Consider the following 26233-nt stretch of genomic DNA (forward strand, 5'->3'; position numbering starts at 1 on the left):
GATTCATTTCGAGTTCCGGGAAGCCGCCCATGATGCGTCAGTATGAGCTTGTCGAGCGCGTCCAGCGCTACAAGCCTGACGTCAACGAAGCGCTGCTCAACAAGGCCTATGTCTATGCCATGCAGAAGCATGGCCATCAGCGCCGCGCCTCGGGCGATCCTTATTTCTCGCATCCGCTCGAAGTGGCGGCGATCCTCACCGACATGCATCTCGACGAGGCGACCATCGCGGTCGCCCTGCTGCATGACACCATCGAGGACACTTCGGCGACCCGCGCGGAGATCGACGAGCTGTTCGGTCCCGACATCGGCAAGCTTGTCGAGGGCCTGACCAAGCTCAAGAAGCTCGACCTCGTCTCCAAGAAGGCCGAGCAGGCGGAAAACCTGCGCAAGCTTCTGCTGGCCATCTCCGAGGACGTGCGCGTGCTTCTGGTCAAGCTCGCCGACCGGCTGCACAACATGCGCACGCTGCACCACGTGCCCGAGAGCAAGCGCCTGCGCATCGCCGAGGAGACGATGGACATCTATGCGCCGCTCGCCGGGCGCATGGGCATGCAGGGCATGCGCGAGGAGCTCGAGGAGCTCGCCTTCCGCTACATCAATCCCGAGGCCTACCGCACCGTCACCGAACGGCTGGCCGAGATGTCGGAGCGCTCGAAGGGCGTGCTCGGCGACATCGAGAAGGCGCTGTCGGCGCAGTTCGAGAAATACGCCATCAAGGCCGAGGTGAAGAGCCGGCAGAAGAAGCCGTGGTCGGTGTTCCGCAAGATGGAGACCAAGGCGCTGTCGTTCGAGCAACTGTCCGACATCTTCGGCTTCCGCGTCGTCGTCGATTCCGTCGAGGATTGTTATCGCGCGCTGGGTTCGATCCACACGACATGGTCGATGGTGCCGGGGCGGTTCAAGGACTACATCTCGACGCCGAAGCAGAACGACTACCGCTCGATCCACACCACCATCGTCGGTCCGTCGCGCCAGCGCATCGAGCTGCAGATCCGCACCCGCGAGATGAACAAGATCGCCGAATATGGCGTCGCCGCGCACTCGATCTACAAGGACAATGCCGGCAAGGCCACCAATGGCGCCGGCCACACCATCTCCAAGGAAACCAATGCCTATGGCTGGCTCAGGCGCACCATCGAGCAGCTCGCCGACGGCGACAATCCCGAGGATTTCCTCGAAAACACCAAGCTCGAGCTGTTCCAGGACCAGGTCTTCTGCTTCACGCCCAAGGGCATGCTGATCGCGCTGCCCAGGGGGGCGACCCCGATCGACTTCGCCTACGCGGTGCATACCGACGTTGGCGACACCTGCGTCGGCGCCAAGGTCAACGGCCGGGTGATGCCTTTGATGACCGAGCTCAAGAATGGCGACGAGGTCGAGATCATCCGCTCCAAGGCGCAGGTGCCGCCGGCGGCGTGGGAATCGATCGTCGTCACCGGCAAGGCGCGCTCGGCGATCCGGCGGGCGACCAAGAACGCCATCCGCAAGCAATATTCCGGCCTCGGCGCCCGCATCCTCGAACGCGCCTTCGAGCGCGCCGGCAAGAAGTTCTCCAAGGACAGCCTGAAGTCGGTGCTGCACCGCCTGGCGCGCAAGGACATCGAGGACGTGCTGGCTTCCGTCGGCCGTGGCGAGCTGTCGTCCAACGACGTCGTCCGCGCCGTCTTCCCCGACTACAAGGAAGAGCGCGCCACCCATCCGGCCAAGCCGCGCGAGGAGGGCTGGTCGAAGATCCGCAACGCCGCCGGCATGCTGTTCCAGATTCCCGGCCGCTCGACCGCGCCGTCGCGCAAGGAACAGAAGGCGCAAGGCAGTGCCGTGCCGATCCGCGGCGTCGGCGGCGACCTGCCGGTGCGTTTCGCCCCCGAGGGGGCTGTGCCGGGCGACCGCATCGTCGGCATCATGCAGCCGGGCTCGGGCATCACCATCTACCCGATCCAGTCGCCGTCGCTGATGGCCTTCGACGACCAGCCGGAGCGCTGGATCGACGTGCGCTGGGACCTCGACGAGGGCTCGAAGGAGCGTTTTCCGGCGCGGCTTTCGGTGACCGCGATCAACGCGCCGGGCTCGCTCGCCGACATTGCCCAGGTGGTCGCCGCCAACGACGCCAACATCCATACGCTGTCGATGATCCGCACCGCACCCGACTTCACCGAAATGCTGCTCGATCTCGAAGTCTGGGATCTGAAGCACCTGAACCGGCTGATCTCCCAGCTCAAGGACAACTCCAGCGTCAGCGATGCCCGCCGCGTCAACGGCTGAGGCAGGGGCTGAGGCAGGCGCGCTGGACTGAAGACAGGAAAGACGACGATGCAGACACAAGACGTTCTCGACATTTTCCGCTCGGCGGGCGCGGTGCTCGAAGGCCATTTCATCCTGACCTCGGGCCTGCGCAGCCCGGTGTTCCTGCAGAAGGCACGCGTCTTCATGCATGCCGACAAGACCGAGGCGTTGTGCAAGGCGCTGGCCGAGAAGATCCGCGCCGAGGTCAAGGGCGACATCGACTATGTCGTGGGCCCGGCGATCGGCGGGCTGATCCCGGCCTATGAGACCTCCAGGCACCTCAAGGTGCCGGCGATCTGGGTCGAGCGCGAGCAGGGCACCTTCCGCCTGCGCCGCTTCGAGATCGAGAAAGGCGCGCGTGTCGTCATCGTCGAGGACATCGTCACGACGGGCCTGTCGATCCGCGAGACCATCGCCTGCCTGAACGAACTCGGCGCCGAGGTGGTGGCCGCCGCCTGCATCATCGACCGCTCGGCCGGCAAGACCGATGTCGGCGTGCCGCTGGTAGCCCTTGCCGAATATGAAGTGCCGGCCTATCCGGCCGACCAGCTGCCGCCGGAACTGGCGGCGATACCGGCGATCAAGCCGGGCAGCCGGAACATTTGAGGCTTCAGTTGAGCCCGGTCACCCCCCTCTTGCCTGCCGGCCATCTCCCCCGCAAGGGGGGAGATCGGCAGCTTGGGCCAAGTGCCCCGAGAGGGAAAAAATGATCCTCGGCATCGGCAGCGACCTTGTCGACATCAGGCGGATCGAGAAATCGATCGTCCGTCATGGCGAGCGCTTCATCCAGCGTATCTTCACCGATGCCGAGAAGGCGCGCGCCGAGGGGCGGCGGGGGCGGATCGCGTCTTATGCCAAGCGTTTCGCCGCCAAGGAGGCCTGTTCCAAGGCGCTCGGCTGCGGCATATCAGAAGGTGTGTTCTGGCGCGACATGGGCGTGGTCAACCTGCCGGGCGGGCGGCCGACGATGGAACTGACCGGCGGTGCGGCGCACAGGCTGTCAACCATGCTGCCCCAAGGCCATCGCGCGGTGGTTCACCTGACCATCACCGACGATTTTCCGCTTGCGCAAGCCTTTGTGATCATCGAGGCGCTGCCGGTCGAACAACCGCCACTATCTTAGGCTTTTGGCACCGGCTTGGACATTGCTCCTGGGGCGGTGAGCCCTTATACCCATCGCGCCCCCAATCGGTGACGACAAGGGCGTGGTTGAAAACGAGGACGACATGAGCGTGGCTGAAAAACAGAAGAAGTCCGGCGGGCTCGGCGAGACCGTGAGCGTCATCGTCCAGGCGCTGCTGCTCGCTTTGGTGATCCGGTCGCTGCTGTTCCAGCCGTTCTCGATTCCGTCGGGCTCGATGCGGCCGACGCTGCTCGAGGGCGACTATCTGTTCGTCACCAAGTGGGCCTATGGCTATTCGCGCTATTCGCTGCCGTTCTCACCGGACCTGTTCTCGGGCCGCCTCTTCGGCTCGGATCCCGAGCGCGGCGACGTCGTCGTCTTCAAGTTCCCGCCCAATCCGTCGCTCGACTACATCAAGCGCGTCGTCGGCCTGCCCGGCGACCGCATCCAGATGAAGGACGGCCAGCTCTACATCAACGGCACCGCCGTGCCGCGCGAGAAGGTCGGCCAGATCGACAACCCCGATATCACCGAGGTCAACCGTCCGGTCGACGTCTATCGCGAGACGCTGCCGAACGGCGTCTCCTACGACACGCTCGACCTGACGCCGGATGCGATCGGCGACAACACGCGTGAATTCGTCGTGCCCGAAGGCCACTTCTTCATGATGGGCGACAACCGCGACAACTCGACCGACAGCCGCTTCAATGTCGGCTTCGTGCCCGCCGATCACCTCGTCGGCCGCGCCAACATCATCTTCTTCTCGATCGCCAGCGGCGCAAGCCCGCTCGAGATCTGGAAGTGGCCGACCGAGATGCGCGCCTCGCGCCTGTTCAACTTCGTCCGATAGGCATGGCAGGCAAACGGCTCACCGCCACGGAACTCGCCGACGCGCTGCAACTCCGCACCGGCCATAATTTCCGCGACCATCAGCGCCTGCAACGGGCGCTGACGCATGGCAGCGCGCGCAGCGCCAATGCCGGCGTCGACTACGAGCGTTTCGAGTTCCTGGGCGACCGGGTGCTCGGCCTCGCCGTTGCCGACATGCTTGTGTCGGATTTTCCCGATGCGCCCGAAGGCGAGCTGTCGGTCCGTCTCAACGCGCTGGTCAACGCCGAGGCGCTGGCCCAGATCGCCGACGAGATCGGCCTTGCCGAACTGATCCGCGCCGGCTCGGAAGTGCGCAATCTGGCCGAGCGCAAACGTGTCAACCTGCGTGCCGACGCGCTGGAATCGCTGATCGCCGTCATCTATCTCGACGGCGGGCTGGACGCGGCCAAGCGCTTCATCCACAAATTCTGGAAGCCGCGCGCCAAGGCCGTGGGGGCGGCACGCCGCGACCCCAAGACCGAACTGCAGGAATGGGCGCACCAGGCGTCGACTTCAGTGCCTGCCTACGAGATCGAAAGCCGCACCGGCCCTGATCACGACCCCGTCTTTTCGGTGATCGTGCGGGTCGGACAATTTTTGCCCGCCACCGGCACCGGACGCTCCAAGCGCGAGGCCGAGCAGAGCGCTGCCGCAGCCTTGCTGGTGCGCGAGGGCGTATGGAAGAATGAGGAGACCGCATCGTGACCGATGCCCCTGAAACCACACTGCCCGCAACGGGCGGCACCCGCTCGGGTTTCGTCGCCCTGCTGGGTGCGCCGAATGCCGGCAAGTCGACGCTGGTCAACCAGCTCGTCGGCGCCAAGGTGTCGATCGTCACCCACAAGGTGCAGACCACCCGCGCCATCGTGCGCGGCATCGCCACTCACGACACCGCCCAGATCGTGTTCATCGACACGCCGGGCATCTTCAAGCCGAAGCGCCGCCTCGACACCGCGATGGTGACGACTGCCTGGGGCGGCGCCAAGGATGCCGACCTGATCCTGGTGCTGATCGATGCCGAGCGTGGCATCAAGGGCGATGCCGACGCCATCCTCGAACGGCTCAAGGATGTGCGTCAACCCAAGGTGCTGATCCTCAACAAGGTCGATCGGGTCGATCCCGAAAAGCTGTTGAAGCTGACCGCAACCGCCAATGAGCGCGTCGACTTCGAGCGCACCTTCATGGTGTCGGCGCTGACCGGCTCAGGCTGCAAGGATCTGCTCGACTATCTCGCCAGGCGGCTGCCCGAGGGGCCGTGGTATTACCCGGAAGACCAGATCTCCGACCTGCCGATGCGCCAGCTGGCGGCCGAGATCACCCGCGAAAAGCTCTATCTCAGGCTGCACCAGGAATTGCCTTACTCCTCGCATGTCGAGACCGAGAAGTGGGAAGAAAAGCCCGACGGCTCGGTGCGCATCGAGCAGGTCATCTATGTCGAGCGCGACAGCCAGAAGAAGATCGTGCTCGGCCACAAGGGCGAGACCATCCGCGCCATCGGCCAGGCCTCGCGCATGGAAATCGGCGGCATCCTCGAGCAGAAGGTGCACCTGTTCCTGTTCGTCAAGGTGCGCGAAAACTGGGGCGACGACCCCGAGCGTTATCGCGAGATGGGGCTGGATTTCCCGCGCTAGCGCATTTTCTTGCGCAGCAAGGCACGATCAGTTCAGCCCTGCGATCCTGTGGGCTGCAAAGCCCGCCAGGGCGCTGATCGGAATGGCCGCCGCAGATGGGGCGGCCATGAGCAGCATGGCGATGGCGAACAGAGGATGTTCGCCTGCGATCAGCAGGCCCAACGCCATGAGGGCGGCGACCACGAGCGCTGCGCCCGTCCATATCGCCGCCGAAACCGCTGCAATGATCGAGCCACGGGTTCCAAGGCGCTGGATTGTCCGCCATTTCACAAGTGAATAGGCGCAAAAAATGATCGGCGCGAGCAGCAGCGGCCAAGCCATGATGCCCCACATGCCAAGCCTGTCGCCCGCCCGTAGGGCCAAGTAAAACCCTATCGTCAGCAGAGTATATGTTGCGCAGGATACCAGGGCTCGCCTCACCGCGGAGCCTGCTCTGTTGTTCGCATGGACAGGCTCATTTTGGCCAAACCTCGCAGGCTTTTCCACACAAGACAGTCTAAGGAACAAGTTCGTGTTGGAGCAACAAGTTCAGCTTGGGCTGGTTACCGATCTGGAACTATCGCTCTCGCAATGCTTTTTCTGAATCGGGGCGAGGTGGTGCGACATGCACATGACCGCCCTTTCATCACTCCCGATCGCCGCGCGCGTAGCGGCCCGGCGATTGCCCGACATGGCGGCTGAAGGCGGTGCTGAAGGTGCTGGCCGAGCCGTAGCCGACCTGGCGGGCGACTTCGTCGAGCGCGATGTCCTTGCCGGCGAGCAGGTTCTTGGCCAGCGCCATGCGCCAGGCCTGCAGATATTCCATCGGCCTGATACCGACCGTGCGGGTGAAGCGGTCGAAGAAGGCCGAGCGCGACAGGCCGGCCGCGCCGGCCAGGTCGGCCGCCGTCCACGGCCGCTGCGGATCGCCATGCATCCGCCTGATCGCCGCTGAAATCCTGGCATCCGCAAGTCCGCTGAGGAAGCCGGGGGCCGAGCCCTTGGCCCGGCTTGCCCTGAGCGCTTCGATCAGCAGGATCTCGACGAGGCGGCCGAGCACCAGCTCGCGGCCGGCATTGTCCCGGCTCGCCTCCTCGCCGACGAGCCGCACCAGCGTCGAAAGCCGCTCGACACCGCTGATATGGATCATGGCTGGCAGCAGCGACACCAAAAGTGCCGCATCGGGCGAGCCGAAGACGAAATAGCCGCCGAGCAGGCGGACATCGGCGGGGCCGTCCTGCCGGCCGTGGCGAACCTCCTCCGTCGGCGCCGGTGCAGTCTTTGGATCGATGCGCCGTGGCGTCACCGGCTCGAAACCGCACATGGTGAAGGCAGGGGTGGCCGGCAACAGCACGAAATCGCCCTGTTCGAGTACAACCTGTGCTTCCCCATCGACGGCGAGGCGGCATCGGCCTTCGAGCACGGCGCAGAAGCCGGGCTGGCCGAATTCCGAATAACGCACGCCCCACGCGCCGGCGCCGCTGATCCCCTTCGAGAACACGGTGCGCGGCTGCAGCAGCTCGATGACCTGGGCGAGCGGGTCGGTGGTGAGAGTGTCTGCCATTTCAGGACTGTTGCCAATAAAATACGGACTATGGATTGATGATAGTCCTGATATTGGACGGTATTTTCGTGGCGTCAACATCATCAAGGGAAAATGTCATGAAAACCGTACTGATCACCGGATGCTCCTCGGGTTATGGCCTGGAGACCGCCCGTCACTTCCATGCCGGGGGCTGGAACGTCGTTGCCACCATGCGCAGCCCACGCCAGGACATCCTGCCGCGCTCGGAGCGGATGCGGGTGGTTGCGCTCGACGTTACCAATGAGGACAGCATCGCTGCGGCGCTCGCCGCCTGCGGCCCGATCGACGTGCTGGTCAACAATGCCGGCATCGGCCTCGTCGGCGCCTTCGAGGCGATGCCGATGGTGCATGTGCGCAAGCTGTTCGAGACCAACACCTTTGGCGTGATGGCGATGACCCAGGCGGTCATCCCGCAGTTTCGCGCGCGCCGGTCGGGCGTCGTCGTCAACGTGACGTCGAGTGTGACGCTGGCGCCGATGCCGCTGGCCGCCGCCTACACCGCAAGCAAGATGGCGATCGAGGGGTTCACCGGCTCGCTGGCGCATGAGCTCGGCGCCTTCGATGTCAGGGTCAAGCTGGTCGAGCCGGGCTATGCGCCAAGCACGCGTTTTGCCCACAACACCGAGCTGCGGGTCGAGGATCTCATTCCCGAAGCCTATGCCGGCTTTGCCGGGCCGATCTTCGCCGGGTTTGCGACACCTGAAATGGTGACGAAGGAAACCGACGTCGCCGAAGCCGTGTGGTTGGCCGCGAACGATGTGTCGGGGCAGCTGCGCTTTCCGGCGGGACCCGACGCGGTGGCCCTGGCGCAGGCGGGCTGAGTCAGAGCATGATCCCGAAAAGTGGGTGCCGGTTTTCGGAAAAGATCATGCTCCAACAAGAGTCAGATCGTAGCGCAGCACGTGGTTGGGGTAGAACTGGTCGTCGATCTGGAAGCGGGTTTCGCCGGCCTTGGCAAAACCCTTCCTCAGATAGAAGTCGGTGGCGCGCTGGTTTTCGGCATTGACCGCAAGCCAGACGTCGGGCCGGCCGGTGCCGGCGCAGATGCGCAGTGCCGCCTCAAGCAGCCTGCCGCCGGCGCCCGAGCCCTGGTGGCGGGGCTGGACATAGAGCTTGGCGATTTCGAGATCGGAACAGCCGGGCACAGGGGAGGGGGCGCCCGATGTGATCTGGATGAAGCCGTCGATCCCGACGGTGTTCTGCGAGACCAGGATTGTCTGGTCTGTCCGCGCCAAGATCTCCTCGAAACCGGCGGCGGTGAAATGCTCGAGCGCATAGTCGGCGAAGAAGGCACTGACACCGTTGCGGATGTAGGTGTTCAGCCAGACTTCCAGCCCGAGTGCTGCGAGGCTGGAGGCATCCGTCAAGTTGGCCGGCCTGATCACGTCTCGATCCATTCTGTCCGCTAAGAGCAAGCAGCGAATAAAGGATGCTTTGATGTTTTGGAAGGTGTGATCCTTAAAACTCAATGTTGCCGGTTGAACGATAAAAATGTTCGCGCGAATAGAGCGCCAGAGTCGCTGTTTCGTTGGAACAAGAAAGCATGTGAAACGTTGTTTAGTGTTGGAGTGCGATGAGCGGGCAATGCACCGCTCCGTGAGGTGCACGAGCACTCCCAGGAGACTGACATGGATACCACCACTCTTCTCATCATCCTTATCGTACTTGTTCTGCTGGGCGGCGGCTGGTTTGGCCGCGGTCGCTGGTATTAATCAACGCTTTCAAGAGCGGGCGTGGCGGTAATTTTGCGCTTCTTGTTCGGCAAGACGTCAGCGACGCAGGTCATAGCCTCGTGCTCGCACTCGCATCAATAACTCCGCACGGCTCCAAACGTTGCCCGTTAGCTGCTGCCTGCCGCCAATCGAATGAAGTTGAGGCATGGCTGAACCAGTAGTCAAATCCGAAGGCCAAAAGGTCGCCGGAGCTGAAGTCGAAAGCTTTCGGAGGGATCTCGGACCGTTTGTCGTTGCCGCTGAAACGACACGCATGGCGATGGTGCTCGGCCAAAGCTTCAACTTCCTGATCGCGGGCGGCACCGACCTCGATTCTCTGGCGCGCATCGAAGCCACTTTCGCGGGCGACGCCAATGGCGGCTCGGAAATCTGCTACCGCCGAAAGAACGGCAGCGAGTGTTTTCACGGATGCGAAAGAGCCCGGCAGTCCGATCATTTTCGCCAATGACGCCTTTCTCCGTCTGACCGGATATTTGCGCGCGACGAGTTCTGGCAGGCGCTGCGAAACACCTCCAATCCCGACGTGATCAGGGACTCCATCGAGTCGCGCCTCTTTGCGCTCTCACGGTCGCATGACCTGTTGACCCGCGAGAACTGGGAAGGTGCGGGGTTGCTCGATCTGATCAAGGCAGCCCTGGAGCCGTTCGGGATCGCAAATGGCAGGTCGCAGCACGTTGTCATCACCGGCAGCAACATCCGCGTCTCACCCAAGGTTACCCTGGCACTGGGCATCGCCTTCCATGAACTTGCGACCAATGCGGTAAAATACGGCGCGTTTTCCAACAATGTTGGGTCCGTCCTGATTTCATGGACGATCGAGCCCTCGCCTGAGGGCGGTCGGCTTGTCGTGCGCTGGCAGGAGAAGGACGGTCCGCCGGTCATGCCACCGTCCAGAAAGGGTTTTGGCTCGCGGGTCCTGGAGCGCGGCCTGGCACACGAACTGGATGGCGCGGTCGATCTCGACTACCGGGTGGAAGGCGTTGTCTGCACGATGGACTTTCCTGCCGCCTGTGGTGTTCGCGATGAATAGGCTGCTTTGTGATGCTCGTCCTCCTCATGATCGAAGACATGCTGGCCGACCTCGGCTGCGTGTCGGTGATCGCTGCCGCCACGGTCGAGCAGGCGCTTGCCCTCATCACGGCGCATGATTTCGATGCCGCCATGGTGGACATGAACCTGAATGGCGACAACACCTATGTCGTGGCCGACGCGCTCGCCGCGCGCGGCGTACCTTTCGTCTTTTCGACGGGCTATAGCGGCCACATGAAGGACGGCTACCGTGATCGGCCGGTCCTGAAGAAGCCGTTCATGGACAAGGAACTGGCCGAGATGTTTGCCCACCTGCTGTCAGGCTGACCGGCAAAATCAGGAAACGCCGCGCCCACTGCTGCTCTGAAAAAGAGCTGGCGTCCTGTTGGGTCCCTGGACGGCCAGCATGCGCAGCCGCTGCCCACGCCACATCAGCAGGCTAGCGCCGACGTGCGGACCTTGCCCGTGTCGTCGGCGGTTTCGGCGAACGGCTGGCAGTTGTCGTCGTCGCCGACTTCAGCAATTTGCGGAAGCTCGGGCATTCCATGTGCGAGGGCGCGGGACAGTCGGCGACGTGGCGTATGACGTCGCGCAGCATCCTGAGCTCTATGATCTGCCGCTCCAGCTCCCTGGCCCTGGCATGGAGCTGGTCGCGCGGAATGTCGGGGCGGTCATCGCTGCCGAACATGCCCGATATCTCGGGCAGCGAGAAGCCGGCAGCCTTGCCCATGGCGATGAGCGACAGCTTCATCAGCACGTCGTGGTCGAACTGCCGCCGCAGGCCGTGCCGCGCAACCGAGCGGATCAGGCCGATCTCCTCGTAATAGCGCAGCGTCGACGGCGGCACGCCGGAGCGTGCAACGACCTCGCCAATATCCAGGAAATGCATGCTTGACCTCAAGTTGGCTTGAATTCGTACGCTGTGCCGAACAGTCGAATTCAGCAAGAGGAAAAATCATGCAAGTCATTCAACAAACACTGGAAAGGCCGGTCTGGATGGACGGGCGCGCGCTCGCCCTGCTGTTGGCCGCATCGCTCACCACAATGGCCAACGCGACGATCAGCCCGGCGCTGCCCGGGCTCGAGCGGCTGTTTGCAGGCGATCCGAACGCCGCGATGCTGACCCGGCTGCTGGTGCCGGCGCCGTCGCTCAGCGTCGCCTTGTTCGCGCCCTTTGCCGGCTTGGCGGTGGATCGGTTCGGCCGCCGCCTGCTGCTGCTTTGGGGCGTGATCCTGTTTGCCGTTGCCGGATGCGCCGGATTGGTCCTGCCCGACCTGCCCAGCATCTTCGTGAGCCGCCTCGTTCTCGGGGTGGCGGTGGCACTCATCATGACGGCGCAGACCGCCCTTGTCGGCGACTATTTCAACGGCGACAAGCGCAGTGCCATGACCGGGCTGCAGATTTCGGCACGCAATTTCGGCGGCCTCGTCTTCATCTCGCTTGCCGGATGGGTGGCGGCAATCTCGCCGCGCTGGCCCTTCGCCATCTATGGCCTCGCCATTGTCTTCCTGCCCCTGATGTGGATGGTCATCGTCGATCCGCCCCGGCGGTCGCAGGCACCGGGCGCCAAGGCAACAAGTGACGCTGCCGGGCATCCGTCCTTTGTGCTGTTGCTGTCGCTGCTGGTGCTGCTGCAGGCGCTCACCAACATGATCTTCTTCGTCATGCCGACGCAGATGTCGTTCTTCCTCGACGCGAAGGGATATGACGCCGCGATGATGACCGGCGCGATCCTCGGCACGGTGATGCTGTCCGGCGGCAGCTTCGCGCTGCTCTATCCCCGCCTGCAGCGCGCCGCCGGTTATGCCGGCATCTTCCTCATCGGTTATGCCGCGATGGCGCTTGGCTTCCTGCTTTTGGTCCTGGCCGCAACGACGCCTGTGCTGTTTGCGGCGGCCGCTGCGATCGGCGCCGGTTACGCGCTGGTTTCGCCGAGCTTCGTTGCGCTGACCTTGAACCTTGCGCCGTTGCGGCACCGGGGCGTCAGCGGCGGCGTGCTGACGGCGTCAATCTTCATCGGCCAGTTCGTCTCGCCGCTGTTCGTCACGCCTTTGATCGCCTGGCATGGCTACGGAACGCTGTTCGGCGGCACAGCGCTGCTGCTGGCGACGATGGCGATTGCGGCGGGAGCGGCCTGCGCCGCTGCCAAGGTCCGCAGACGCTGAGGCATGTCTTCGAAACCGGCGGCGAGCCGATCCGCCGCTGTCGAACAATCAGCGCGCGTTTCGGGCTGCTATGGCGAGGATGGTCTGGAACAGCTCGTCCTTGGCCTCGTCAGGCGTGATGTCGCCGCATGCGGCGGCGAAGGACAGCGCTTCGGCCGCCCCCAGCATCGCCAGAAGTCCTGACGCAGCGATGGTGCCTCCAGGCGCGAAAGGGGCGAGCAGGCTCCGGCACTTCTCCATGAAAACAGCTTCATAGTCGCGCTTGACCCTGGCCAGCTCGGGCGAGCCGGCCAGCGCCGAGATCACGCCGGGGATCTCGCGGCCCTGTTCGAGCACGCAGTCGACATAGGACGAGGCGATGACCATCGCCCGGCTTGGCAGGGTCGGCTCGCTGGCCTGGAAGGCGGCATCCATCAGCGCGGTCTGGTGGGTGTCGAACTCCTGGTAAAGGGCGGCGAGCAAAGCGGGACGCGTGGCGAAATGATCATAGACGACGGGTTTTGCCACGCTCGCCTGCTCGGCCAGCCGGGGCAAGGTCAGCGCCTCGGTGCCGTCCTCGCGGATGATGCCCCAGGATACGGCGATGAGCTGCCGGCGCCGCTCCTCCCGCGACAGGCGGCGGCGCGGTGTCTGTTCCAGCGTTTCAGCGCTTGACGTCATAATATACCAAAAGTATATACGAAAAATAGGTTACAGAAAGTATATAAGCTGTGACCGTCGCCCGCAACTGCCAACAGGAATGTCGATATGCACGCGCTCATCGTCGTCGCCCATCCCGATCCCAAGTCACTCAGCCACGGCATCGCGGCACAGCTCGCCGCAGGGGTTGAGATGGCCGGCCACACCTTCGAGATCGCCGACATTGCCGGGGAAGGCTTCGACCCGCGCTACACCGCCACCGATCTCGCCGTTCACCGCCGGGAAGTGGCACCTGCTGCCGACGTCGCCGCCGAGCAGGCGCGGATCGACCGCGCCGACACGCTGGTGCTGGTCTACCCCGTCTACTGGTGGTCGATGCCGGCTTTGCTCAAGGGCTGGATCGACAGGGTGTTCGCCAATGGCTGGGCTTATGACGAAGGCGCCGGCATCAGGCCGGTCAAGCGGCTGCGTCATCTCAAGGTGCATCTCGTCGCCCTTGGCGGCGCAACCATGCGGACCTATGCCCGGCACGGCTATTTCGGCGCGATGAAGACGCAGATCGACCATGGCATCTTCGACTATGTCGGCGCGCCTGTCGTCACATCGGAGCTTCTGCTCGACACCGAAACGCTGGGGGCGGCCGAGCATCTCGAAGCAGCGCACGCCATCGGCCACAACCTGTTCGAAGCCGGGCACAGCCGAGGCGTGGCGGCATGAGGCGGTGCGCTACAGCACCAGCAGGCCGAGGCCGCGCAACAGCTCGGTTGCCTGGCTTTTCGAGATCGCCGCACCCTTGAGGATCGCCGCTTCGTTGAGCTTCAGCGGGCCGAGGTCGCAGCCGCGCAAATCGGCACCTTCGAAGCGGCAGGAGCGCATGCTGGCGCCGCGCAGGCTGCAGCCGTCGAAAATCGCCTCGCGGAAATCGCAGCCGGTGAGCTCGGCGTCGCTGAAATCGAGATGGTCAAGCGTCTTGCGCCGGAACGAGATCGCCGGCAGCAGGGCGCTGACCATCAGGCATTGCTGGAAGTCGGCGCCGATGAAGCTGCAATGGGCGAAATTCGCCCCAGTCAGCTTGCTCTGGCTGAATGTCGCGCCGTTGAGCCGCGACCGTGTCCAGTCGGTGTTGGAGAGGTCGCAATTCTGAAACTGTGCGTCGACGCCGTCGATGGCCATGAGCCTGGCGCCCGCCATGCGGCAGCCGGTCCAACTGGTGTCGGTCAGCGTCGCAGCCTGGAGGTCGGCACCCGTCAAATTGCAGTCGGCGAACTGGCAGCCGCTGACGTCGAGCCGTGCCAGATCGTGGCCTGTCAGGTGCAGGCCGCTGAAGGAGCGCTGCCCCTGGGCGATCAGGTCGGTGAGGGCGGTGGCGGGCTGGTCGGCTGGCATCGAAAGCGTCGCGGGGAGGGCTGTCGGCGGATCAGCTTTTCTGCAGCGCGACGTGGACGCCAAGGCCGACGAGCACCGCACCGCCGGCGCGCTGCATCAGCCTTTGGGCGCGGCGCGACCGCTTGAGCCGGTCGGTCATCGCTCCGGCCAGCATGACGCCGACGACGTCGGCCAGGGTGAACATCGCATTGACCACGGTGCCTAGGATGAAGAACTGCAGCCAGACCGGAAAGGCCGCCGAAGCGTCGATGAACTGCGGCAGGAAAGCCATGAAGAAGATCGCCGTCTTGGGGTTGAGCACCTCGACGGCGATGCTCTCGACGAAGGCGCGGCGGGCGGATTTCGGCGCGATGGCGGGCAGGACGCCGTCACCCTCATTCCTGGCGCGGAACATGGCGATGCCGAGCCAGACGAGATAGGCGGCACCGGCAAGCTTGACGACCAAATAGGCCAGCGGCACGGCGTGGAACAGCACCGACAGGCCGCCGGCGGCGGCTATGACGTGAACGTAGCCGCCGAGATGGATGCCGAGTGCCGCCATCAGCCCCGACCAGCGCCCGCGCGCCAGCGTCTGGGCTGCGGCATAGAGCATGGCCGGGCCCGGCATGAAGGCGAAGATCGCGGTGGTGGCGACAAAGGCGATCAACAGTTCGGCTGACGGCATGGCAGGCTCCCGTCGCACCGAAATGGCGCGACCCATGCCGGCAAATTCGCACAGGGCGCGATCGTTCGGTAGGCGAAACCCGTCTGCCAGCCCGGCCTATATTTGGTCCAGCGATCGCGAAGCGCTGTTATGCCGCACATTTGCCGGTTTTTGCTGGCTACGGCTTTCTTCACGAAGTCGTGAGAATCGCGGGCCTACACTTTCCGCGCTCACGCTCGTCCAGACGAGACCGAGTATTCACAATGTCATATTTTTCGCAGACGATCGTCGATTTTTGGCGGGCGCAGTTTCTCAACGGCGACATTCTCCACAGCGACGACAATTTTACTGTCGCCGCCGACCCTGATCTCGACGAGGACTGCCGGGTCATGGTGCTGGAGACGATCGATGGTCGGGCCATGGCGGTGGTGACGCCCGAGCTGGCGGCCAGGGTCGGCCTGCGCAAAAGGCAGGGCCTGTCCATCGCCGGCTTTCGCCACGCCCTTGATGGAGCGGGTGTGATGCTGCATGGCGCCGACCGCATCTATCATTTCACCGAGGCGGAGAAGAAGCGGCTGGCACTGGACGAGCCGGTCGCCGGGCCGAGGCGTCTGAGCGCCGAGGACGCGGCGCTGTTTTCAGGTTTCCAGGCGCAGGCGTCGGAGCAGGACCTCGATGGTGCCTCGGTCGAACTCGACCACTGGCTGGTGTTCGGTTCCTTCGAGCAGGACCGTCTTGTCTGTGCCGGCAGCATGTATCCCTGGATGAACGGTCGCGTCGCCGATCTCGGCGTGCTGACGCTCGAGCCCTACCGGGGCAAGGGCCACGCCCGCAAGGTGGTGCGTTCGATCAGCCGGCACGCCTGGGACCTGGGATATGAGCCGCAGTACCGATGCCAGCTCGACAATGCGGCGTCGATCCTGCTCGCCGGCAAGGCCGGCCTCGAGCTGTTCGGCACCTGGGAGGTGGTTTCGCCCGATTCCGCCGTCTGATCCCGGCGCCGATGCTCATACTGGCCGGCTACAGCAAGTGGACGAGCCCGGCCTGTGTCGGCTCGAGTAAAATGGCTCGCAGCCAGTGGCGGGGTCAACCATGCCAGCCTTCGGCGGCAAGCAGCCGGCGGATGACCGACACCAGCGTGTCGCGCGCCTCGCGCCTGATGGCGAAGCCGGCGACAGCGATGCCTTGGGCAGGCGCGTAATAGGCCGCGGTGCCCCAGAAGCCGAGATGCGAGTAGACCTCGGCACCGTCGACGGTGTCGACTGATATGCCGAGGCGATAGGTGGCGGCACCGTCGTGGCTGCCCTGGGAGAGCATTTCGCGCAGCGTGTCGGGACTGTCGAAGACACGGCCTTCGAACAGCGCGGCAAAGAGGGTGGCGAGGTCGCGCACCGACATCACCAACCCGCCGCCGCCATAAAGATCCATCGAGGCGCTGATCCCGGTGGCATCGACATCGCCGAAAAACTGGCGCGCCCGCGGCTCGACGTGCGCCGGCTGCGGCTCCGATATCTCCCACCAGCTCGTTGCAAGGCCGAGCCGCTCGAATCCCATCTCGCGCCGGACGGTTTCCGCAAGCGTCGTGCCCGAGATGCGCTCGATGATGTCGCCAAGCAGGATATAGCCGGTGTCGGAATAGCTGAAGCGCGTGCCCGGCTCGCTGAGCGGCGCCGAGAATTTGGCGCCGAGGCGAACCTGCTCTTCGCGCGTCCACAAATGCTGCGGCTCGCGCAGGACGGTGGCAAAGAATTCGGGGGCGTTGGTGTGGTCGACGAGCCCGCCGCTGTGGTCGAGCAGATGGCGAACGGTGATCCTGTCGGTGTTGTAGCCGGCGGCAGTCAGCAACGCGTTGAACAGCGGGTCGACCAACCGTGCGACCGGGCCGTCGAGATCGATCAGCCCGCGTTCCCAGAAGCGGAGGATGGTGGCGGCAACGAAGGTCTTTGTGTTGCTGGCGACCCGGAGCGGCGTGTCGAGCGACATCGGCCTGCCAGTTTGTTCGTCGGCCATCCCCGCGGCCGTGGCCCAGGGCCGCTCAAGGCCCTGGCCCGTGGCGTAGAGTGCCAGCGGAATCCGCTGCTCGCTGACAAGGTCGACAAGCTCTTTCCGGTTCAATCCATGTCCCCGGCGGCGACGCGGCCGCATCCTGATTCGCGGGTCAGTCTCTCCGGCGGTGCCGGCGAGGCATAGCGCCAGTTGGCGTAACAGCCTGGCCAGCCGTGTCGGCGGCGCGACGAACGTCTCTCCAGTCGGCCTGTATTCTTCGATGTGGGTTTGCTAATATGCTGTCGTTGCCAAGTTGTTCGTGGGGCGCAGGGCGCTTTATGACCGATACCGAATTGCTGGAAAGCCTCGCAAAGATTCGCAGTTACAGCGAAGCCCGTGGATTCGACTTTGCTCTCGACTGGGATCCGTCGATCCTGCTGTCGATACGCGAGGTCATCGGCTTCGTTGCTCTTTTTGGTCATCCAGGCAAAAGCTCATCGGTGCGCCTTGGCGCTTTCGAGCGATCGTCACTGGACGAGCGGACCAGAAACCTGGAGTGGCTGCTGCGCGAGGTGACCGGTCAAGAGACCGGTTCGGCGGCGGATGTGTCCGAATTGCAGCGGCTGCTGTGGGTCGCGGCAAGCAAGCTGCAGCACATCGACGACGGACTTCGCCAGTATCAGCCAGGCGCGGCAAAAGCCCTCGAGGTACTCGTCGGGGCCGGTTATGTCGCAAGCATGCCAAAGCGTTTTCAGGATCTCCTCGATCGATCGCCCGATGTCGCCCCCGATTTCGGCGGCGACGGGGCAAATGACGGACAGCGCCCGGCCGAGGTCGCCGGTGCGGCTGAGCCGGAGCCCGTTCGAGAGCCTGTTCCGACAGCCGTCCTGGTGGATGAAGGTTACGGCAAGCGGTCACAGCTCTGGCCGCTGCTGTCGCTGTCGGCCGCCGTGATCCTGCTCGCCGCGATGATCCTGGCGCCCACCCTGGGCATTAACCTGCCCCGCTTGTTTGGCGCTGAGGCAGACATTCTTCATGGCGCGGTGGTCGTCGGGCTCTGCATCATCGGCGCCGCCGTGGTGGCGGTGCGGCTGCAGGGCCTGCTTGCCGACCGGCGGGCCATCGAGAGCACTGAGCGAAGTCTCGCCACCGCCAGGCTGGAGGCTGCGCGGATTTCGCGTGGTCTCGGGTATCGTGACGCAGCATCGGGTGCGCAACGGGAGGAGGCTGAAAGCGGCTACGCCTCTCCAGGCGGCTGACCTGTTATCATGTCCCGCTTTGCCGGACGTCCCCAGGCAGAGTTGTTGAAGGAACGGGCTGCCAGGCGGGCGGAAGTATCAGCCATTTCGGTCGAACTCGACCAGCTCGAGGCCGAGCTGAAGGTCCGCAAGGCGGAACTGCGGTCGGCTGGCCTGTGGTTGGCCGCCGACGGCACCGTCTTCGTGATCGGGATCATCGCTTCGCCTGTCACCGGCGGCCTGTCGCTGGCCATCGCCGCCTATGAGCTGCTGCGCCTGGGAATGGGCGGACTGGAAGCAGCACGGATCAGCGGTCCCGTGCGCGAGCTGCAAAGACGCATCCTCGGCTGCCTGCTGAAACTGGAGCAGGCGGGTAGGGAGATCGGCCAGATCGACCGGGAACTGGCGAGCAGGACGAAGTCCTGAGCGAAGGCTCGGCGAGGCGGGGCCGACGGTCTTCACTCCAGCGACGGCGAACTGCCGAGCGACAGCGCCAGCTTGCGCAGCAGCCGCGCGAGTTGCGCCTGCTCGTCCCAGCTCAGGCTTTCGAGCATCAGCGTTTCCACCGCCATGTCGGCCTCGAAGGCCTCGCGGGCACGGGCAAGACCTTCCTCGGTCAATTCGACCGGCAGGCTGCGGCCGTCGCCATCGGACGCGACCTGCCTGATCAGGCCCGCCTTGACCAGCTTGACGATGCGGTTGGTGGCGCCGCCCGACGAGATCATCATCGACTTGTAGAGCTCGGTCGGACGCAGCCGGTAGGGCGGGCCCGAGCGCAGCAGCGTGAACAGCACGTCGGCCTCGCCGGTGTCGAGCCCGTAGGAGGCGAAGATCGCCTCGATCTTGGGCCGGGCGGCAAGCGTGATCCAGCGGGCGCGGCCGAGGATCGCCATGCCGCGCGTGTCGAGATGCGGCAGTTCCCTGGCCCATTGCGCCCGGCGGGCATCGATGCCGTCCTGCAGGCCGTCGCCGGCCAGTTCCCCAATATTCTCGTCGAGATGTCTTGACACTAAGATAATTCCATATTTATCTTAGTACTAAGATATCTCGGAGATGACCATGACGCAACAGGAAGTTCTTCGTTTGCCGGTGTCCTATGCCGCGCGCTCGCCGCTGATCCTGCTGGCCTTGTGCGGCCTGGTCTTCGCCACCCGCATCATGATCTCCAAGGCGGCGCTGAATGCCGGCATGCAGCCATTCCAGCTGGCGCTGGTCGCCAATGTCGGCGCCGGCATGGTGCTGCTGCCGCTGCTCGCCGCTTCCGGGCAGGGCATTCCGCGCCAGCGCAGCCACATCCTGCTCTATCTGGTGCTCGGCATCATCAGCTTCATCGTGCCGACGGTGCTCGGCTACCACATCGTCGACCGGGTCGGGCCGGCCTACACCTCGACGGTCTATTCGCTGTCGCCGCTGCTGACGATGAGCTTTGCCGCCGGCCTCGGCATCGAGCGCATGTATCTCCGGCGTTTCGCCGGCATCCTGATCGGCCTCGCCGGCATGGCGGCCCTGGTGCAGCAGCAACTGGCCGAGATCGACTTCTCGCAGACTGTCTGGGTGCTGCTCGGCATCATCGTTCCGGCCTGTGCCGCCGCCGGCAACATCATCCGCACGGCGTACTGGCCCAAGGGCTCGTCGGCGCTCGCCTTTTCCTGCGGCATCCTGTTGAGCTCGAGCCTGATGGTGGCGCTGGTGGCGCCGTTCTTCGAGGCGCCGTCGAGCTGGGTCTTTTTCGACCGCGACATCCTGTTCTGGATCGGTTGCATGGTCGCGACGTCAGCCTCGTCCTATCTGCTCAACTTCCGCCTGCAGGAGATCGGCGGGCCGGTGTTCTTCAGCCAGCTCGGCTATTGGGGCACCGGCTTCGGTGTGGTGCTGGCGGCCATGCTGTTCAACGACGTGCTGACTGTGCTGTCGGTCGCAGGTCTGGCGGCGATCATCGCCGGCGGCGTGCTGGCCAACCGCAAGCGCGCCTGATCAATCAAACTTCAACGAGGAGAACGACATGTCCTTCCAGGCCTATCTCGACACCATCAAGACCAGGACCGGCAAGGGGCCGGAGGACCTGCTCGCGCTCGCCGACGGCAAGGGCTTTTCGCAAGGCGGCAAGCTGAAGCCCGGCGTCAAGGCCGGGCAGATCATCGAATGGCTGGGCGCCGACTTTGGCCTCGGCCACGGCCATTCGATGGCGGTCTATGCGCTTTTGAGCGGCAAGAAGCAGGTCGGCGACAAGTAGCTGTTGCCGTCTGCTGGACATGCGTCTTGGCTGCGACATCAGGCATCCGGGCGCAGGCGGAACCTGCGCCCGGCCGGCACTATCCCTTTTTGTTCAGTTGCTCGACGCTTTCCTTCGTGTTGGCGATGATATGCTCGAGCTTTTCGTGCATGGCACGCCCGGCCTGTTCGGCCTTCGCCACCACGTCGGAGCCGTCGACCCGGACATGCTGGCCAGATTTCACGACCAGGACGCCGTCGACGATGACGGTGTCGACGTTGCGCGCGCCTCCCGAGAAGACCAGGGAGAAATACGGATCGATGACCGGCGCGATGTTGAGGTCGGTCTTGCGGACCAGAATGATGTCGGCCTTCTTGCCCGGCGTCAGCGAGCCGATCTCCCGATCGAGGCCAAGGGCCCTGGCGCCTCCGAGCGTAGCGATTTCAAGGATCCGTTTCGGCTCGAGCGCCCGGTCGACGTCGGCACGCTGCTTGTGGGACCATTGCAGCGCCCGCATGACGGTGAAGAAGTCGGCGGTGGCCATCGCACTCGACGCGTCGACGGACAGGCTGAGGCTCGCGCCCAACTGCTCGAGCTCGGCGAACTGGATGTAGCCATTCCTGACCGTCGAGTAGGGGATTTCGATCGCTGGCGACATCGAGAACTGCACGTTCTTGGCGACGAGCGTGTTGCGCTCTGCTTCGGTCAGTCCCTGGGTATGGATGAAGAGGATATGGGGGCCGAGCAAGTCGTGCTTGTCCATGAAGGCGACCAGCCCGTGGGCGGTATTGCCGTAGTGGAGCGAAACTGGCAATCCGAGCTCTTTTGCAAACTGTGCTTCTGCGACGAACTTGTCGTCGTCGCCGCCGCTTTTCAGGATGTCCGGGGCGGGCGTCTGGAGGTTGACGCCGACCGTGATGAGGGGGTGTCCCGTGGCCCACTGCTTGCGCACCGCTTCGACGCCGGTGGTGTCGAGGCGTTCCCCGCGGCCCGGCGTTCCATAGGAGTATCGTGTGCGGACTCCGAGATCGATCGAGGCGCGTATCTCGGCGTTGGCGTGCTCGACCGAGCGGGTGTTGTGGCTGAAGTTGTTGATACAGGTGGTGCCGGAGAGAAGCGCTTCCAGAAGCCCGAACCTCGCCGAGGCGGACGCGTCGTCCGGCGTGCACAGCGGGGCTGCCCTATTGGTCGTCGGGAAGTAACCCCGGACAGGATCGTCGCCTCTTATCGAACCGCGCAGGAAGGCGTTCCAGAGATGGGAATGTGTGTCGATGAAGCCAGGCATGACGATCATGTCGGTGGCATCGACTGCCTCGATCCCCGCAATACTCAGTTTCTCGCCGACCGCAACGATCCCGCCGTCCTTGACGTGGACCTCGCCGCTGGCGAAATCGCCGACGTCCCCATCCATGGACAGGATGTGACCGGCGCGAATGACGAACTCGTTGCCCAATGCCGGATTTCCGGCTGCAGCGCCCTGGGTCTGCGCACTGCTGCCGGCGGGCGCGGCAGCGGCGGCACCCATGGCCAGCGTTGCCTTCAGAAAGCCGCGACGGCCGATCTTCGATGCAGGTGCTCCGCTATCCGTGGAACCGGGTTTGCTCATAAAGGTCCTCCCAATCAGCACTCAGATTATTTTGAGCTTAAATTTTTTAAGTCTAAAATAACCTAGCGTCAACGCTGGTGTCCCTGCGCTATGGAGAGGGCTTAAGAGGTGGCGGAACAGGCAGGCTGCGGGCTGCCATGCCAGCCCTCTCATGTCGCCGTCGGCTCGGCCAGCACCGCCGCCACGAAGCTGCGCAGGCCGGCGGCGACAAAATCCTCGACCCGGCCCTGCGGGTCGAAACCCCACCACAAAAGCGAGCCTTGCCATTGCGAGGCCATGAGCAAGCCGATCCCTTGGGGCGCTGTGGCAACCCTGGCGAAACGCTCGTCGAGTGCCGCCGACAGCGCAGCCTTCCAGGCAGCGCCGCGCGCCCTGAGCACCGGATCGCGCAGATCCTCGCGCAACACCAAAAGGCCCTCGGCATAGGTTTCGATGCCGCCATAATCCGACAGGCCGACAAGCAGGGCGATCGCACCCTCAGGCGTTTTCGGCGTCGCGGCGGCAAGTGCCGCTGTCTTGGCGTCGAGCCCGTCCCAGGCGTGCAGAAGTGTTGCCTGCTTGAGCCTGGCCTTGGTCCCGAAGCGTTGCACCAGCGTTGCCGGCGACAGGCCGCAGGCGCGCCCCAGGCTTTCGAAGGTAAGCGCATCGGGGCCGTGCTCATGCAGCAGCCGCGAGGCGGCGACCAGAACCTCTTCGTCGGACAGGGTTTTGCGGCGGGGCATCTTGACCTTTATTTATAAACGAATATTCATTTATATATCGCTTCGAAGCCGATGACCAGCCTCCGACAGCAACACTCTCGGGAGAGATCGATGACACTGCAAGGAAAAGTAGCGCTCGTTGCCGGCGCCAGCCGCGGTGCGGGCAGGGGCATTGCCATGGAACTGGGCGCGGCCGGCGCCACCGTCTACGTCACCGGGCGGACGACGCGCGACCGCCAGTCCGAATACCAGCGGCCGGAGACGATCGAGGAAACCGCCGAGGCCATCGACGCGCTTGGCGGCAAGGGCATCGCTGTGCGCGTCGACCATCTCGTTTCCGACGAGGTCCGCGATCTCGTTGCCCGCATCCGCAAGGACGAGGGCCGGCTCGACATACTGGTCAACGACATCTGGGGCGGCGAAAAGCTGTTCGAGTGGAACAAGCCGGTGTGGGACCACGATCTCGACAATGGCCTGCGCATGCTCAGGCTGTCCATCGACACCCATCTGATCACCGCCCATCACGCGCTGCCGCTGATGATCGAGAAGCCGGGCGGGCTCTTGGTCGAGGTCACCGACGGCACGGCCGAATACAATGCGGTGAACTACCGCCTGTCGCCCTTCTACGACCTGTGCAAGTCGGCGGTGCTGCGCATGGCCTGGGCGCATGCCAGGGATCTCGCGCCGCATGGCGCGACCGCGGTGGCGATCACGCCCGGCTGGCTGCGCTCGGAAATGATGCTCGAGCATTTCGGCGTCACCGAAGCCAACTGGCGCGACGCGCTTGAAAATGTTCCGCATTTCGCCATTTCCGAGACGCCGCGCTTCGTCGGCCGCGCCGTGGCGGCCCTGGCGGCCGACCCCGATGTGGCGCGCTGGAACGGCCAGTCGCTGTCCAGCGGCGGCCTGGCGCAGGTCTATGGTTTCACCGATCTCGACGGTTCCCGTCCGAATGCCTGGCCCTATGTCGTCGAGGTGCAGGATGCCGGCAAGCCGGCCGATACGACGGGCTATCGCTGAACGCGACGACGCGTCTGCAGCCGGGTCTGCGCCAGTCCCCGAGATGCCGATGGCATGGCGGAGATCGGCCGGCGGCGTTTTTCATCGCCTCGCCTGTTGGAGGGCCACGCTTCCGCGGCTGGTGAGCGGGTAGGCCAGGAATTTTCGCACGGGGCCGGCCTTGACCATATCCCCTCCAGGGGGATAGCAATTAGGCATGACGGAACATGCTCATCTCCACACCTCCCATCCCGACACCATCAAGCGGCTGAAGCGGGCCGAGGGCCATCTGCGCGGCATCATCGCCATGATCGAGGCGGGCCGGCCGTGCCTCGACATCGCCCAGCAGCTTCATGCCGTGGAAAAAGCCGTCGGCCAGGCCAAGCGCACTTTGATCCAGGATCATCTCGACCATTGCCTGGAGGACGCGGTCGGAAGCCTGCCGCGCGCGCAGCGCCAGTCGATCGACGACTTCAAGGAAATCACCAAGTACCTCTGAGCAGGCCGCCGGCTATGCGCCGGTCGCCGTGCTGTCCCAGAGTGCCTGATACCGCCAGAGCCCGACCATGCTTCAGATCCTGTCCAACCGAACCTACCGGCATCTCTTTGCCGCACAGCTGATCGCGCTGATCGGCACCGGCCTCGCCACCGTGGCGCTCGGGCTTTTGGCCTATGAGCTGGCCGGACCCGATGCGGGTGTCGTTCTCGGCACTGCGCTGGCGATCAAGATGATCGCCTTCGTCCTCGTCGCACCTGTTGCCGCAGCCTTCGCCGAGCGGCTGCCCAGGCGTTCGATGCTTGTCTGCCTCGATCTTGTGCGCGCGGCGGTGGTGCTGCTTCTGCCCTTCGTCACCGAGGTCTGGCAGGTCTATGTGCTGATCTTCGTGCTGCAGTCGGCCTCCGCCGGCTTCACCCCGGCATTCCAGGCGACCATCCCCGACGTGTTGCCCGAGGAGAAGGACTATACGCGAGCGCTGTCCCTGACCCGGCTTGCCTATGATCTGGAGAGCCTTGTCAGCCCCATACTGGCTGCGGCACTGCTGACGGTGGTCAGCTTCCACGAGCTGTTCGCCGGCACGGTCATCGGTTTCCTCGCCTCCGCTGCACTTGTCGTCTCGGTGACGCTGCCGAGCCCGAAACCGTCTGTGCCGCGAGGCATCTATGAGCGCACCACCAGGGGCCTGAAGATCTATCTGGCGACGCCGCGGCTGCAGGGCCTGCTGGCGGTGAGCATGGCGGTGGCGGCGTCGGGCGCGATGGTGATCGTCAACACCGTCGTCATCGTGCAGGGCGAGTATGGCCTGACGCAGAAGGCGACCGCAGTGGCGCTCGCCGCCTATGGCGCCGGCTCGATGACGGCGGCGCTGATGCTGCCCAGAATCCTCGACAAGGTGCCGGACCGCTCGATCATGCTGGCGGGCATTTCCCTTTTGGCTGTTGGGCTTGTTTCCGGCACGCTGGTGCAGGGTTTTGCCGCGCTCTTGCCGCTGTGGTTCCTGCTCGGCCTCGGCTATTCGATGGCGCAGACGCCGGCGGGCCGGCTGCTCAGGCGCTCGTCGCACGCCGAGGACAGGCCGGCGCTGTTTGCCGCGCAGTTCGCGCTGTCGCATGCCTGCTGGCTCATCACCTATCCGCTGGCCGGCTGGCTCGGCGTCTCGGTCGGCCTGCCCATGACCTTCGTCATCATGGCCGGCATCACGGCTGCTGCGGTCGCCACTGCGCTGGCGCTGTGGCCGTCGTCGGACCCCGAAATCGTCGACCATCACCATCACGGCCTCGCCGATGACGACCCGCATTGGACCGAGGGCGGACATCGTCATGGCCACCGCCATGCCCATGGCTTCGTCATCGATACGCTGCACCAGCAATGGCCGCGCCATGGCTGACAAGGCCACGGCAGACGTGACATTGCAGATCTGACACGGCTGTCGCGTCAAGCGCTCGTGCCGCAGTGACTTTGCGGCGGCACTGTGGCATGGCGCTGACATGAAGGGGATGCGGCTCATCTTGCGGGACAGGCTGTCGGCTGGCGTCATCGCCGGCATGATCGCCTTCATGCTGCTGTTCCAGGCGCTGCTTTCGGGCGCTGCTTCCGGCGCCATGGCCGCGTCCGCCGCCGACCCGCTCGGCGTCATCTGCACCATGGACGGCATGGGCCCGGCCGGCGGCGACACCAGGCCCGCCCGCAGCCCGGCCGACTGTCCCTGCGGCACGCTCTGCCAGCTTGCGGTTGCGACGACGCCCGGCCTGCCGGGCGAGCAGCTTGCCTTCATCCTCGAGCGGCCCGAAGCGCAAGGCACCGTCCTTGCCGAACCAGGGCAGCCTGCGCCCCAGGGCCAACGCGGCCTGATCGCCGAGGCGAGGGCGCCTCCGTCTGTCTCCGTCTGACGTCGAACCCTGCGGGCCGCTAGGCCCGTGCTTC

Annotated in this window: 32 protein-coding genes; 21 read left to right on the forward strand and 11 right to left on the reverse strand. The window is 64.6% G+C overall.

The genetic code is table 11. The features are described from left to right. Positions 1 to 29: 29 nt before the first annotated feature. The 6 genes from Amn_RS09255 to era all read left to right on the forward strand — a co-directional run bounded on the left by Amn_RS09255 (position 30) and on the right by era (position 5909). Positions 30 to 2264, forward strand: a complete 2235-nt coding sequence (locus Amn_RS09255) for a RelA/SpoT family protein (protein ID WP_286296420.1) — start codon at positions 30 to 32, stop codon at positions 2262 to 2264. Between the two features lie 48 nt (positions 2265 to 2312). Further along, complete coding sequence (pyrE, locus tag Amn_RS09260; RefSeq protein ID WP_192317840.1) at positions 2313 to 2891, forward strand: orotate phosphoribosyltransferase; 579 nt, start codon at positions 2313 to 2315, stop codon at positions 2889 to 2891. A gap of 100 nt (positions 2892 to 2991) precedes the next feature. After that, positions 2992 to 3408 (forward strand): holo-ACP synthase, encoded by a 417-nt coding sequence (gene acpS / locus Amn_RS09265; RefSeq protein WP_286296427.1) that lies wholly within the window; start codon positions 2992 to 2994, stop codon positions 3406 to 3408. A 103-nt stretch (positions 3409 to 3511) separates the two neighbouring features. Continuing rightward, on the forward strand, positions 3512 to 4258 hold the full coding sequence (gene lepB, locus Amn_RS09270; RefSeq protein WP_154385019.1) for a signal peptidase I: 747 nt from the start codon (positions 3512 to 3514) through the stop codon (positions 4256 to 4258). A gap of 2 nt (positions 4259 to 4260) precedes the next feature. Beyond that, positions 4261 to 4983 carry a ribonuclease III gene (rnc, locus tag Amn_RS09275; RefSeq protein ID WP_067964232.1) on the forward strand — a complete coding sequence of 241 codons (723 nt, stop codon included), beginning with the start codon at positions 4261 to 4263 and terminating at the stop codon, positions 4981 to 4983. Then, positions 4980 to 5909 carry a GTPase Era gene (gene era / locus Amn_RS09280; RefSeq protein WP_067964230.1) on the forward strand — a complete coding sequence of 310 codons (930 nt, stop codon included), beginning with the start codon at positions 4980 to 4982 and terminating at the stop codon, positions 5907 to 5909. The genes rnc and era overlap by 4 nt, the downstream gene beginning before the upstream one ends. A 27-nt stretch (positions 5910 to 5936) precedes the next feature. Here era and Amn_RS09285 read toward each other — a convergent pair whose 3' ends face one another. Next, a complete protein-coding gene (locus Amn_RS09285) occupies positions 5937 to 6242 on the reverse strand; it encodes a hypothetical protein (protein WP_115732927.1) in 306 nt (101 codons plus the stop codon). A 292-nt stretch (positions 6243 to 6534) separates the two neighbouring features. Beyond that, a complete protein-coding gene (locus Amn_RS09290; protein ID WP_286296435.1) occupies positions 6535 to 7452 on the reverse strand; it encodes an AraC family transcriptional regulator in 918 nt (305 codons plus the stop codon). 98 nt (positions 7453 to 7550) lie between these two features. On the opposite strand from Amn_RS09290, the gene Amn_RS09295 reads away from it, so the two are divergent. After that, positions 7551 to 8294, forward strand: coding sequence for an SDR family oxidoreductase (locus tag Amn_RS09295; RefSeq protein ID WP_263007753.1), 744 nt, complete (start codon positions 7551 to 7553; stop codon positions 8292 to 8294). A 45-nt stretch (positions 8295 to 8339) separates the two neighbouring features. On the opposite strand, the gene Amn_RS09300 is transcribed toward Amn_RS09295, so the two are convergent. Next, a complete protein-coding gene (locus Amn_RS09300) occupies positions 8340 to 8870 on the reverse strand; it encodes a GNAT family N-acetyltransferase (RefSeq protein ID WP_154385022.1) in 531 nt (176 codons plus the stop codon). A 589-nt stretch (positions 8871 to 9459) separates the two neighbouring features. Between Amn_RS09300 and Amn_RS09305 the strand changes: the two genes are divergently transcribed. The 3 genes from Amn_RS09305 (at position 9460) to Amn_RS09315 (ending at position 10562) form a co-directional block, all read left to right on the forward strand. After that, entirely contained in the window at positions 9460 to 9654 is a 195-nt protein-coding gene (locus tag Amn_RS09305) for a hypothetical protein (RefSeq protein WP_286296438.1), read from the forward strand. A gap of 75 nt (positions 9655 to 9729) precedes the next feature. Then, positions 9730 to 10236, forward strand: a complete 507-nt coding sequence (locus tag Amn_RS09310; RefSeq protein ID WP_502874756.1) for a sensor histidine kinase — start codon at positions 9730 to 9732, stop codon at positions 10234 to 10236. An 11-nt stretch (positions 10237 to 10247) separates the two neighbouring features. Then, positions 10248 to 10562, forward strand: a complete 315-nt coding sequence (locus tag Amn_RS09315) for a response regulator (RefSeq protein WP_115732923.1) — start codon at positions 10248 to 10250, stop codon at positions 10560 to 10562. 112 nt (positions 10563 to 10674) lie between these two features. Here the strand turns inward: Amn_RS09315 and Amn_RS09320 are convergent, their stop codons facing one another. Continuing rightward, on the reverse strand, positions 10675 to 11124 hold the full coding sequence (locus Amn_RS09320; protein WP_067964220.1) for a helix-turn-helix domain-containing protein: 450 nt from the start codon (positions 11122 to 11124) through the stop codon (positions 10675 to 10677). Between the two features lie 68 nt (positions 11125 to 11192). Here Amn_RS09320 and Amn_RS09325 point away from each other — a divergent pair, with 68 nt between their 5' ends. Then, positions 11193 to 12401 (forward strand): MFS transporter, encoded by a 1209-nt coding sequence (locus Amn_RS09325; protein WP_286296445.1) that lies wholly within the window; start codon positions 11193 to 11195, stop codon positions 12399 to 12401. 48 nt (positions 12402 to 12449) lie between these two features. Here Amn_RS09325 and Amn_RS09330 read toward each other — a convergent pair whose 3' ends face one another. Continuing rightward, entirely contained in the window at positions 12450 to 13061 is a 612-nt protein-coding gene (locus Amn_RS09330) for a TetR/AcrR family transcriptional regulator (RefSeq protein WP_286296447.1), read from the reverse strand. A gap of 87 nt (positions 13062 to 13148) precedes the next feature. Between Amn_RS09330 and Amn_RS09335 the strand changes: the two genes are divergently transcribed. Then, positions 13149 to 13757, forward strand: a complete 609-nt coding sequence (locus Amn_RS09335) for an NAD(P)H-dependent oxidoreductase (RefSeq protein WP_286296449.1) — start codon at positions 13149 to 13151, stop codon at positions 13755 to 13757. A 9-nt stretch (positions 13758 to 13766) separates the two neighbouring features. Here the strand turns inward: Amn_RS09335 and Amn_RS09340 are convergent, their stop codons facing one another. Together Amn_RS09340 and Amn_RS09345 are read right to left on the reverse strand one after the other, a co-directional pair. Continuing rightward, positions 13767 to 14426, reverse strand: coding sequence for a pentapeptide repeat-containing protein (locus Amn_RS09340; protein WP_286296450.1), 660 nt, complete (start codon positions 14424 to 14426; stop codon positions 13767 to 13769). A gap of 31 nt (positions 14427 to 14457) precedes the next feature. After that, on the reverse strand, positions 14458 to 15090 hold the full coding sequence (locus Amn_RS09345) for a LysE family translocator (protein WP_286296451.1): 633 nt from the start codon (positions 15088 to 15090) through the stop codon (positions 14458 to 14460). A gap of 242 nt (positions 15091 to 15332) precedes the next feature. Between Amn_RS09345 and Amn_RS09350 the strand changes: the two genes are divergently transcribed. Then, a complete protein-coding gene (locus Amn_RS09350) occupies positions 15333 to 16061 on the forward strand; it encodes a GNAT family N-acetyltransferase (RefSeq protein WP_067964208.1) in 729 nt (242 codons plus the stop codon). Between the two features lie 94 nt (positions 16062 to 16155). On the opposite strand, the gene Amn_RS09355 is transcribed toward Amn_RS09350, so the two are convergent. Further along, positions 16156 to 17184 carry a serine hydrolase domain-containing protein gene (locus Amn_RS09355; RefSeq protein ID WP_169808352.1) on the reverse strand — a complete coding sequence of 343 codons (1029 nt, stop codon included), beginning with the start codon at positions 17182 to 17184 and terminating at the stop codon, positions 16156 to 16158. 209 nt (positions 17185 to 17393) lie between these two features. Between Amn_RS09355 and Amn_RS09360 the strand changes: the two genes are divergently transcribed. Both Amn_RS09360 and Amn_RS09365 read left to right on the forward strand, forming a co-directional pair. Next, complete coding sequence (locus Amn_RS09360) at positions 17394 to 18314, forward strand: hypothetical protein (RefSeq protein WP_154385031.1); 921 nt, start codon at positions 17394 to 17396, stop codon at positions 18312 to 18314. A 9-nt stretch (positions 18315 to 18323) separates the two neighbouring features. After that, on the forward strand, positions 18324 to 18719 hold the full coding sequence (locus Amn_RS09365) for a hypothetical protein (RefSeq protein WP_286296452.1): 396 nt from the start codon (positions 18324 to 18326) through the stop codon (positions 18717 to 18719). 32 nt (positions 18720 to 18751) lie between these two features. Here Amn_RS09365 and Amn_RS09370 read toward each other — a convergent pair whose 3' ends face one another. Next, positions 18752 to 19303: a MarR family transcriptional regulator gene (locus tag Amn_RS09370; RefSeq protein WP_182574383.1), complete on the reverse strand. Its 552-nt coding sequence runs from the start codon at positions 19301 to 19303 to the stop codon at positions 18752 to 18754. Positions 19304 to 19352: 49 nt separating this feature from the next. On the opposite strand from Amn_RS09370, the gene Amn_RS09375 reads away from it, so the two are divergent. Together Amn_RS09375 and Amn_RS09380 are read left to right on the forward strand one after the other, a co-directional pair. Beyond that, positions 19353 to 20267, forward strand: coding sequence for a DMT family transporter (locus Amn_RS09375; protein WP_286296453.1), 915 nt, complete (start codon positions 19353 to 19355; stop codon positions 20265 to 20267). A 28-nt stretch (positions 20268 to 20295) separates the two neighbouring features. Next, positions 20296 to 20526, forward strand: coding sequence for a DUF4287 domain-containing protein (locus Amn_RS09380; protein WP_182574385.1), 231 nt, complete (start codon positions 20296 to 20298; stop codon positions 20524 to 20526). 79 nt (positions 20527 to 20605) lie between these two features. On the opposite strand, the gene Amn_RS09385 is transcribed toward Amn_RS09380, so the two are convergent. Beyond that, complete coding sequence (locus Amn_RS09385) at positions 20606 to 22111, reverse strand: amidohydrolase family protein (RefSeq protein ID WP_286296454.1); 1506 nt, start codon at positions 22109 to 22111, stop codon at positions 20606 to 20608. 149 nt (positions 22112 to 22260) lie between these two features. After that, positions 22261 to 22833, reverse strand: coding sequence for a TetR/AcrR family transcriptional regulator (locus tag Amn_RS09390; protein WP_067964197.1), 573 nt, complete (start codon positions 22831 to 22833; stop codon positions 22261 to 22263). A 90-nt stretch (positions 22834 to 22923) separates the two neighbouring features. On the opposite strand from Amn_RS09390, the gene Amn_RS09395 reads away from it, so the two are divergent. From Amn_RS09395 to Amn_RS09410, 4 genes are all read left to right on the forward strand, one after another. Then, entirely contained in the window at positions 22924 to 23832 is a 909-nt protein-coding gene (locus tag Amn_RS09395; RefSeq protein WP_263007736.1) for an SDR family oxidoreductase, read from the forward strand. Positions 23833 to 24028: 196 nt separating this feature from the next. Continuing rightward, a complete protein-coding gene (locus Amn_RS09400; protein ID WP_286296457.1) occupies positions 24029 to 24310 on the forward strand; it encodes a metal-sensing transcriptional repressor in 282 nt (93 codons plus the stop codon). A gap of 67 nt (positions 24311 to 24377) precedes the next feature. Beyond that, complete coding sequence (locus Amn_RS09405; protein WP_286296459.1) at positions 24378 to 25697, forward strand: MFS transporter; 1320 nt, start codon at positions 24378 to 24380, stop codon at positions 25695 to 25697. 109 nt (positions 25698 to 25806) lie between these two features. Further along, on the forward strand, positions 25807 to 26199 hold the full coding sequence (locus Amn_RS09410; RefSeq protein ID WP_286296461.1) for a DUF2946 family protein: 393 nt from the start codon (positions 25807 to 25809) through the stop codon (positions 26197 to 26199). The last annotated feature ends 34 nt before the right edge of the window (positions 26200 to 26233 follow it).

The sequence above is a fragment of the Aminobacter sp. Y103A genome (assembly GCF_030294925.1).
Classification (GTDB): domain Bacteria; phylum Pseudomonadota; class Alphaproteobacteria; order Rhizobiales; family Rhizobiaceae; genus Aminobacter; species Aminobacter ciceronei.

Bases quoted from the DNA above. Each gene is read 5' to 3' on its own strand.
- lepB (WP_154385019.1), top strand. From the start codon at position 3,512: ATGAGCGTGGCTGAAAAACAGAAGAAGTCCGGCGGGCTCGGCGAGACC.
- Amn_RS09285 (WP_115732927.1), bottom strand. From the start codon at position 6,242: ATGTGGGGCATCATGGCTTGGCCGCTGCTGCTCGCGCCGATCATTTTT.
- Amn_RS09295 (WP_263007753.1), top strand. From the start codon at position 7,551: ATGAAAACCGTACTGATCACCGGATGCTCCTCGGGTTATGGCCTGGAG.
- Amn_RS09350 (WP_067964208.1), top strand. From the start codon at position 15,333: ATGTCATATTTTTCGCAGACGATCGTCGATTTTTGGCGGGCGCAGTTT.
- Amn_RS09290 (WP_286296435.1), bottom strand. From the start codon at position 7,452: ATGGCAGACACTCTCACCACCGACCCGCTCGCCCAGGTCATCGAGCTG.
- Amn_RS09345 (WP_286296451.1), bottom strand. From the start codon at position 15,090: ATGCCGTCAGCCGAACTGTTGATCGCCTTTGTCGCCACCACCGCGATC.
- Amn_RS09400 (WP_286296457.1), top strand. From the start codon at position 24,029: ATGACGGAACATGCTCATCTCCACACCTCCCATCCCGACACCATCAAG.
- Amn_RS09410 (WP_286296461.1), top strand. From the start codon at position 25,807: ATGCGGCTCATCTTGCGGGACAGGCTGTCGGCTGGCGTCATCGCCGGC.
- Amn_RS09335 (WP_286296449.1), top strand. From the start codon at position 13,149: ATGCACGCGCTCATCGTCGTCGCCCATCCCGATCCCAAGTCACTCAGC.
- Amn_RS09305 (WP_286296438.1), top strand. From the start codon at position 9,460: ATGGCGATGGTGCTCGGCCAAAGCTTCAACTTCCTGATCGCGGGCGGC.
- Amn_RS09315 (WP_115732923.1), top strand. From the start codon at position 10,248: ATGCTCGTCCTCCTCATGATCGAAGACATGCTGGCCGACCTCGGCTGC.
- pyrE (WP_192317840.1), top strand. From the start codon at position 2,313: ATGCAGACACAAGACGTTCTCGACATTTTCCGCTCGGCGGGCGCGGTG.
- Amn_RS09385 (WP_286296454.1), bottom strand. From the start codon at position 22,111: ATGAGCAAACCCGGTTCCACGGATAGCGGAGCACCTGCATCGAAGATC.
- Amn_RS09360 (WP_154385031.1), top strand. From the start codon at position 17,394: ATGACCGATACCGAATTGCTGGAAAGCCTCGCAAAGATTCGCAGTTAC.
- Amn_RS09365 (WP_286296452.1), top strand. From the start codon at position 18,324: ATGTCCCGCTTTGCCGGACGTCCCCAGGCAGAGTTGTTGAAGGAACGG.
- Amn_RS09300 (WP_154385022.1), bottom strand. From the start codon at position 8,870: ATGGATCGAGACGTGATCAGGCCGGCCAACTTGACGGATGCCTCCAGC.
- rnc (WP_067964232.1), top strand. From the start codon at position 4,261: ATGGCAGGCAAACGGCTCACCGCCACGGAACTCGCCGACGCGCTGCAA.
- Amn_RS09405 (WP_286296459.1), top strand. From the start codon at position 24,378: ATGCTTCAGATCCTGTCCAACCGAACCTACCGGCATCTCTTTGCCGCA.
- Amn_RS09330 (WP_286296447.1), bottom strand. From the start codon at position 13,061: ATGACGTCAAGCGCTGAAACGCTGGAACAGACACCGCGCCGCCGCCTG.
- Amn_RS09375 (WP_286296453.1), top strand. From the start codon at position 19,353: ATGACGCAACAGGAAGTTCTTCGTTTGCCGGTGTCCTATGCCGCGCGC.
- Amn_RS09340 (WP_286296450.1), bottom strand. From the start codon at position 14,426: ATGCCAGCCGACCAGCCCGCCACCGCCCTCACCGACCTGATCGCCCAG.
- Amn_RS09390 (WP_067964197.1), bottom strand. From the start codon at position 22,833: ATGCCCCGCCGCAAAACCCTGTCCGACGAAGAGGTTCTGGTCGCCGCC.
- Amn_RS09395 (WP_263007736.1), top strand. From the start codon at position 22,924: ATGACACTGCAAGGAAAAGTAGCGCTCGTTGCCGGCGCCAGCCGCGGT.
- Amn_RS09255 (WP_286296420.1), top strand. From the start codon at position 30: ATGATGCGTCAGTATGAGCTTGTCGAGCGCGTCCAGCGCTACAAGCCT.
- Amn_RS09320 (WP_067964220.1), bottom strand. From the start codon at position 11,124: ATGCATTTCCTGGATATTGGCGAGGTCGTTGCACGCTCCGGCGTGCCG.
- acpS (WP_286296427.1), top strand. From the start codon at position 2,992: ATGATCCTCGGCATCGGCAGCGACCTTGTCGACATCAGGCGGATCGAG.
- Amn_RS09325 (WP_286296445.1), top strand. From the start codon at position 11,193: ATGCAAGTCATTCAACAAACACTGGAAAGGCCGGTCTGGATGGACGGG.
- Amn_RS09380 (WP_182574385.1), top strand. From the start codon at position 20,296: ATGTCCTTCCAGGCCTATCTCGACACCATCAAGACCAGGACCGGCAAG.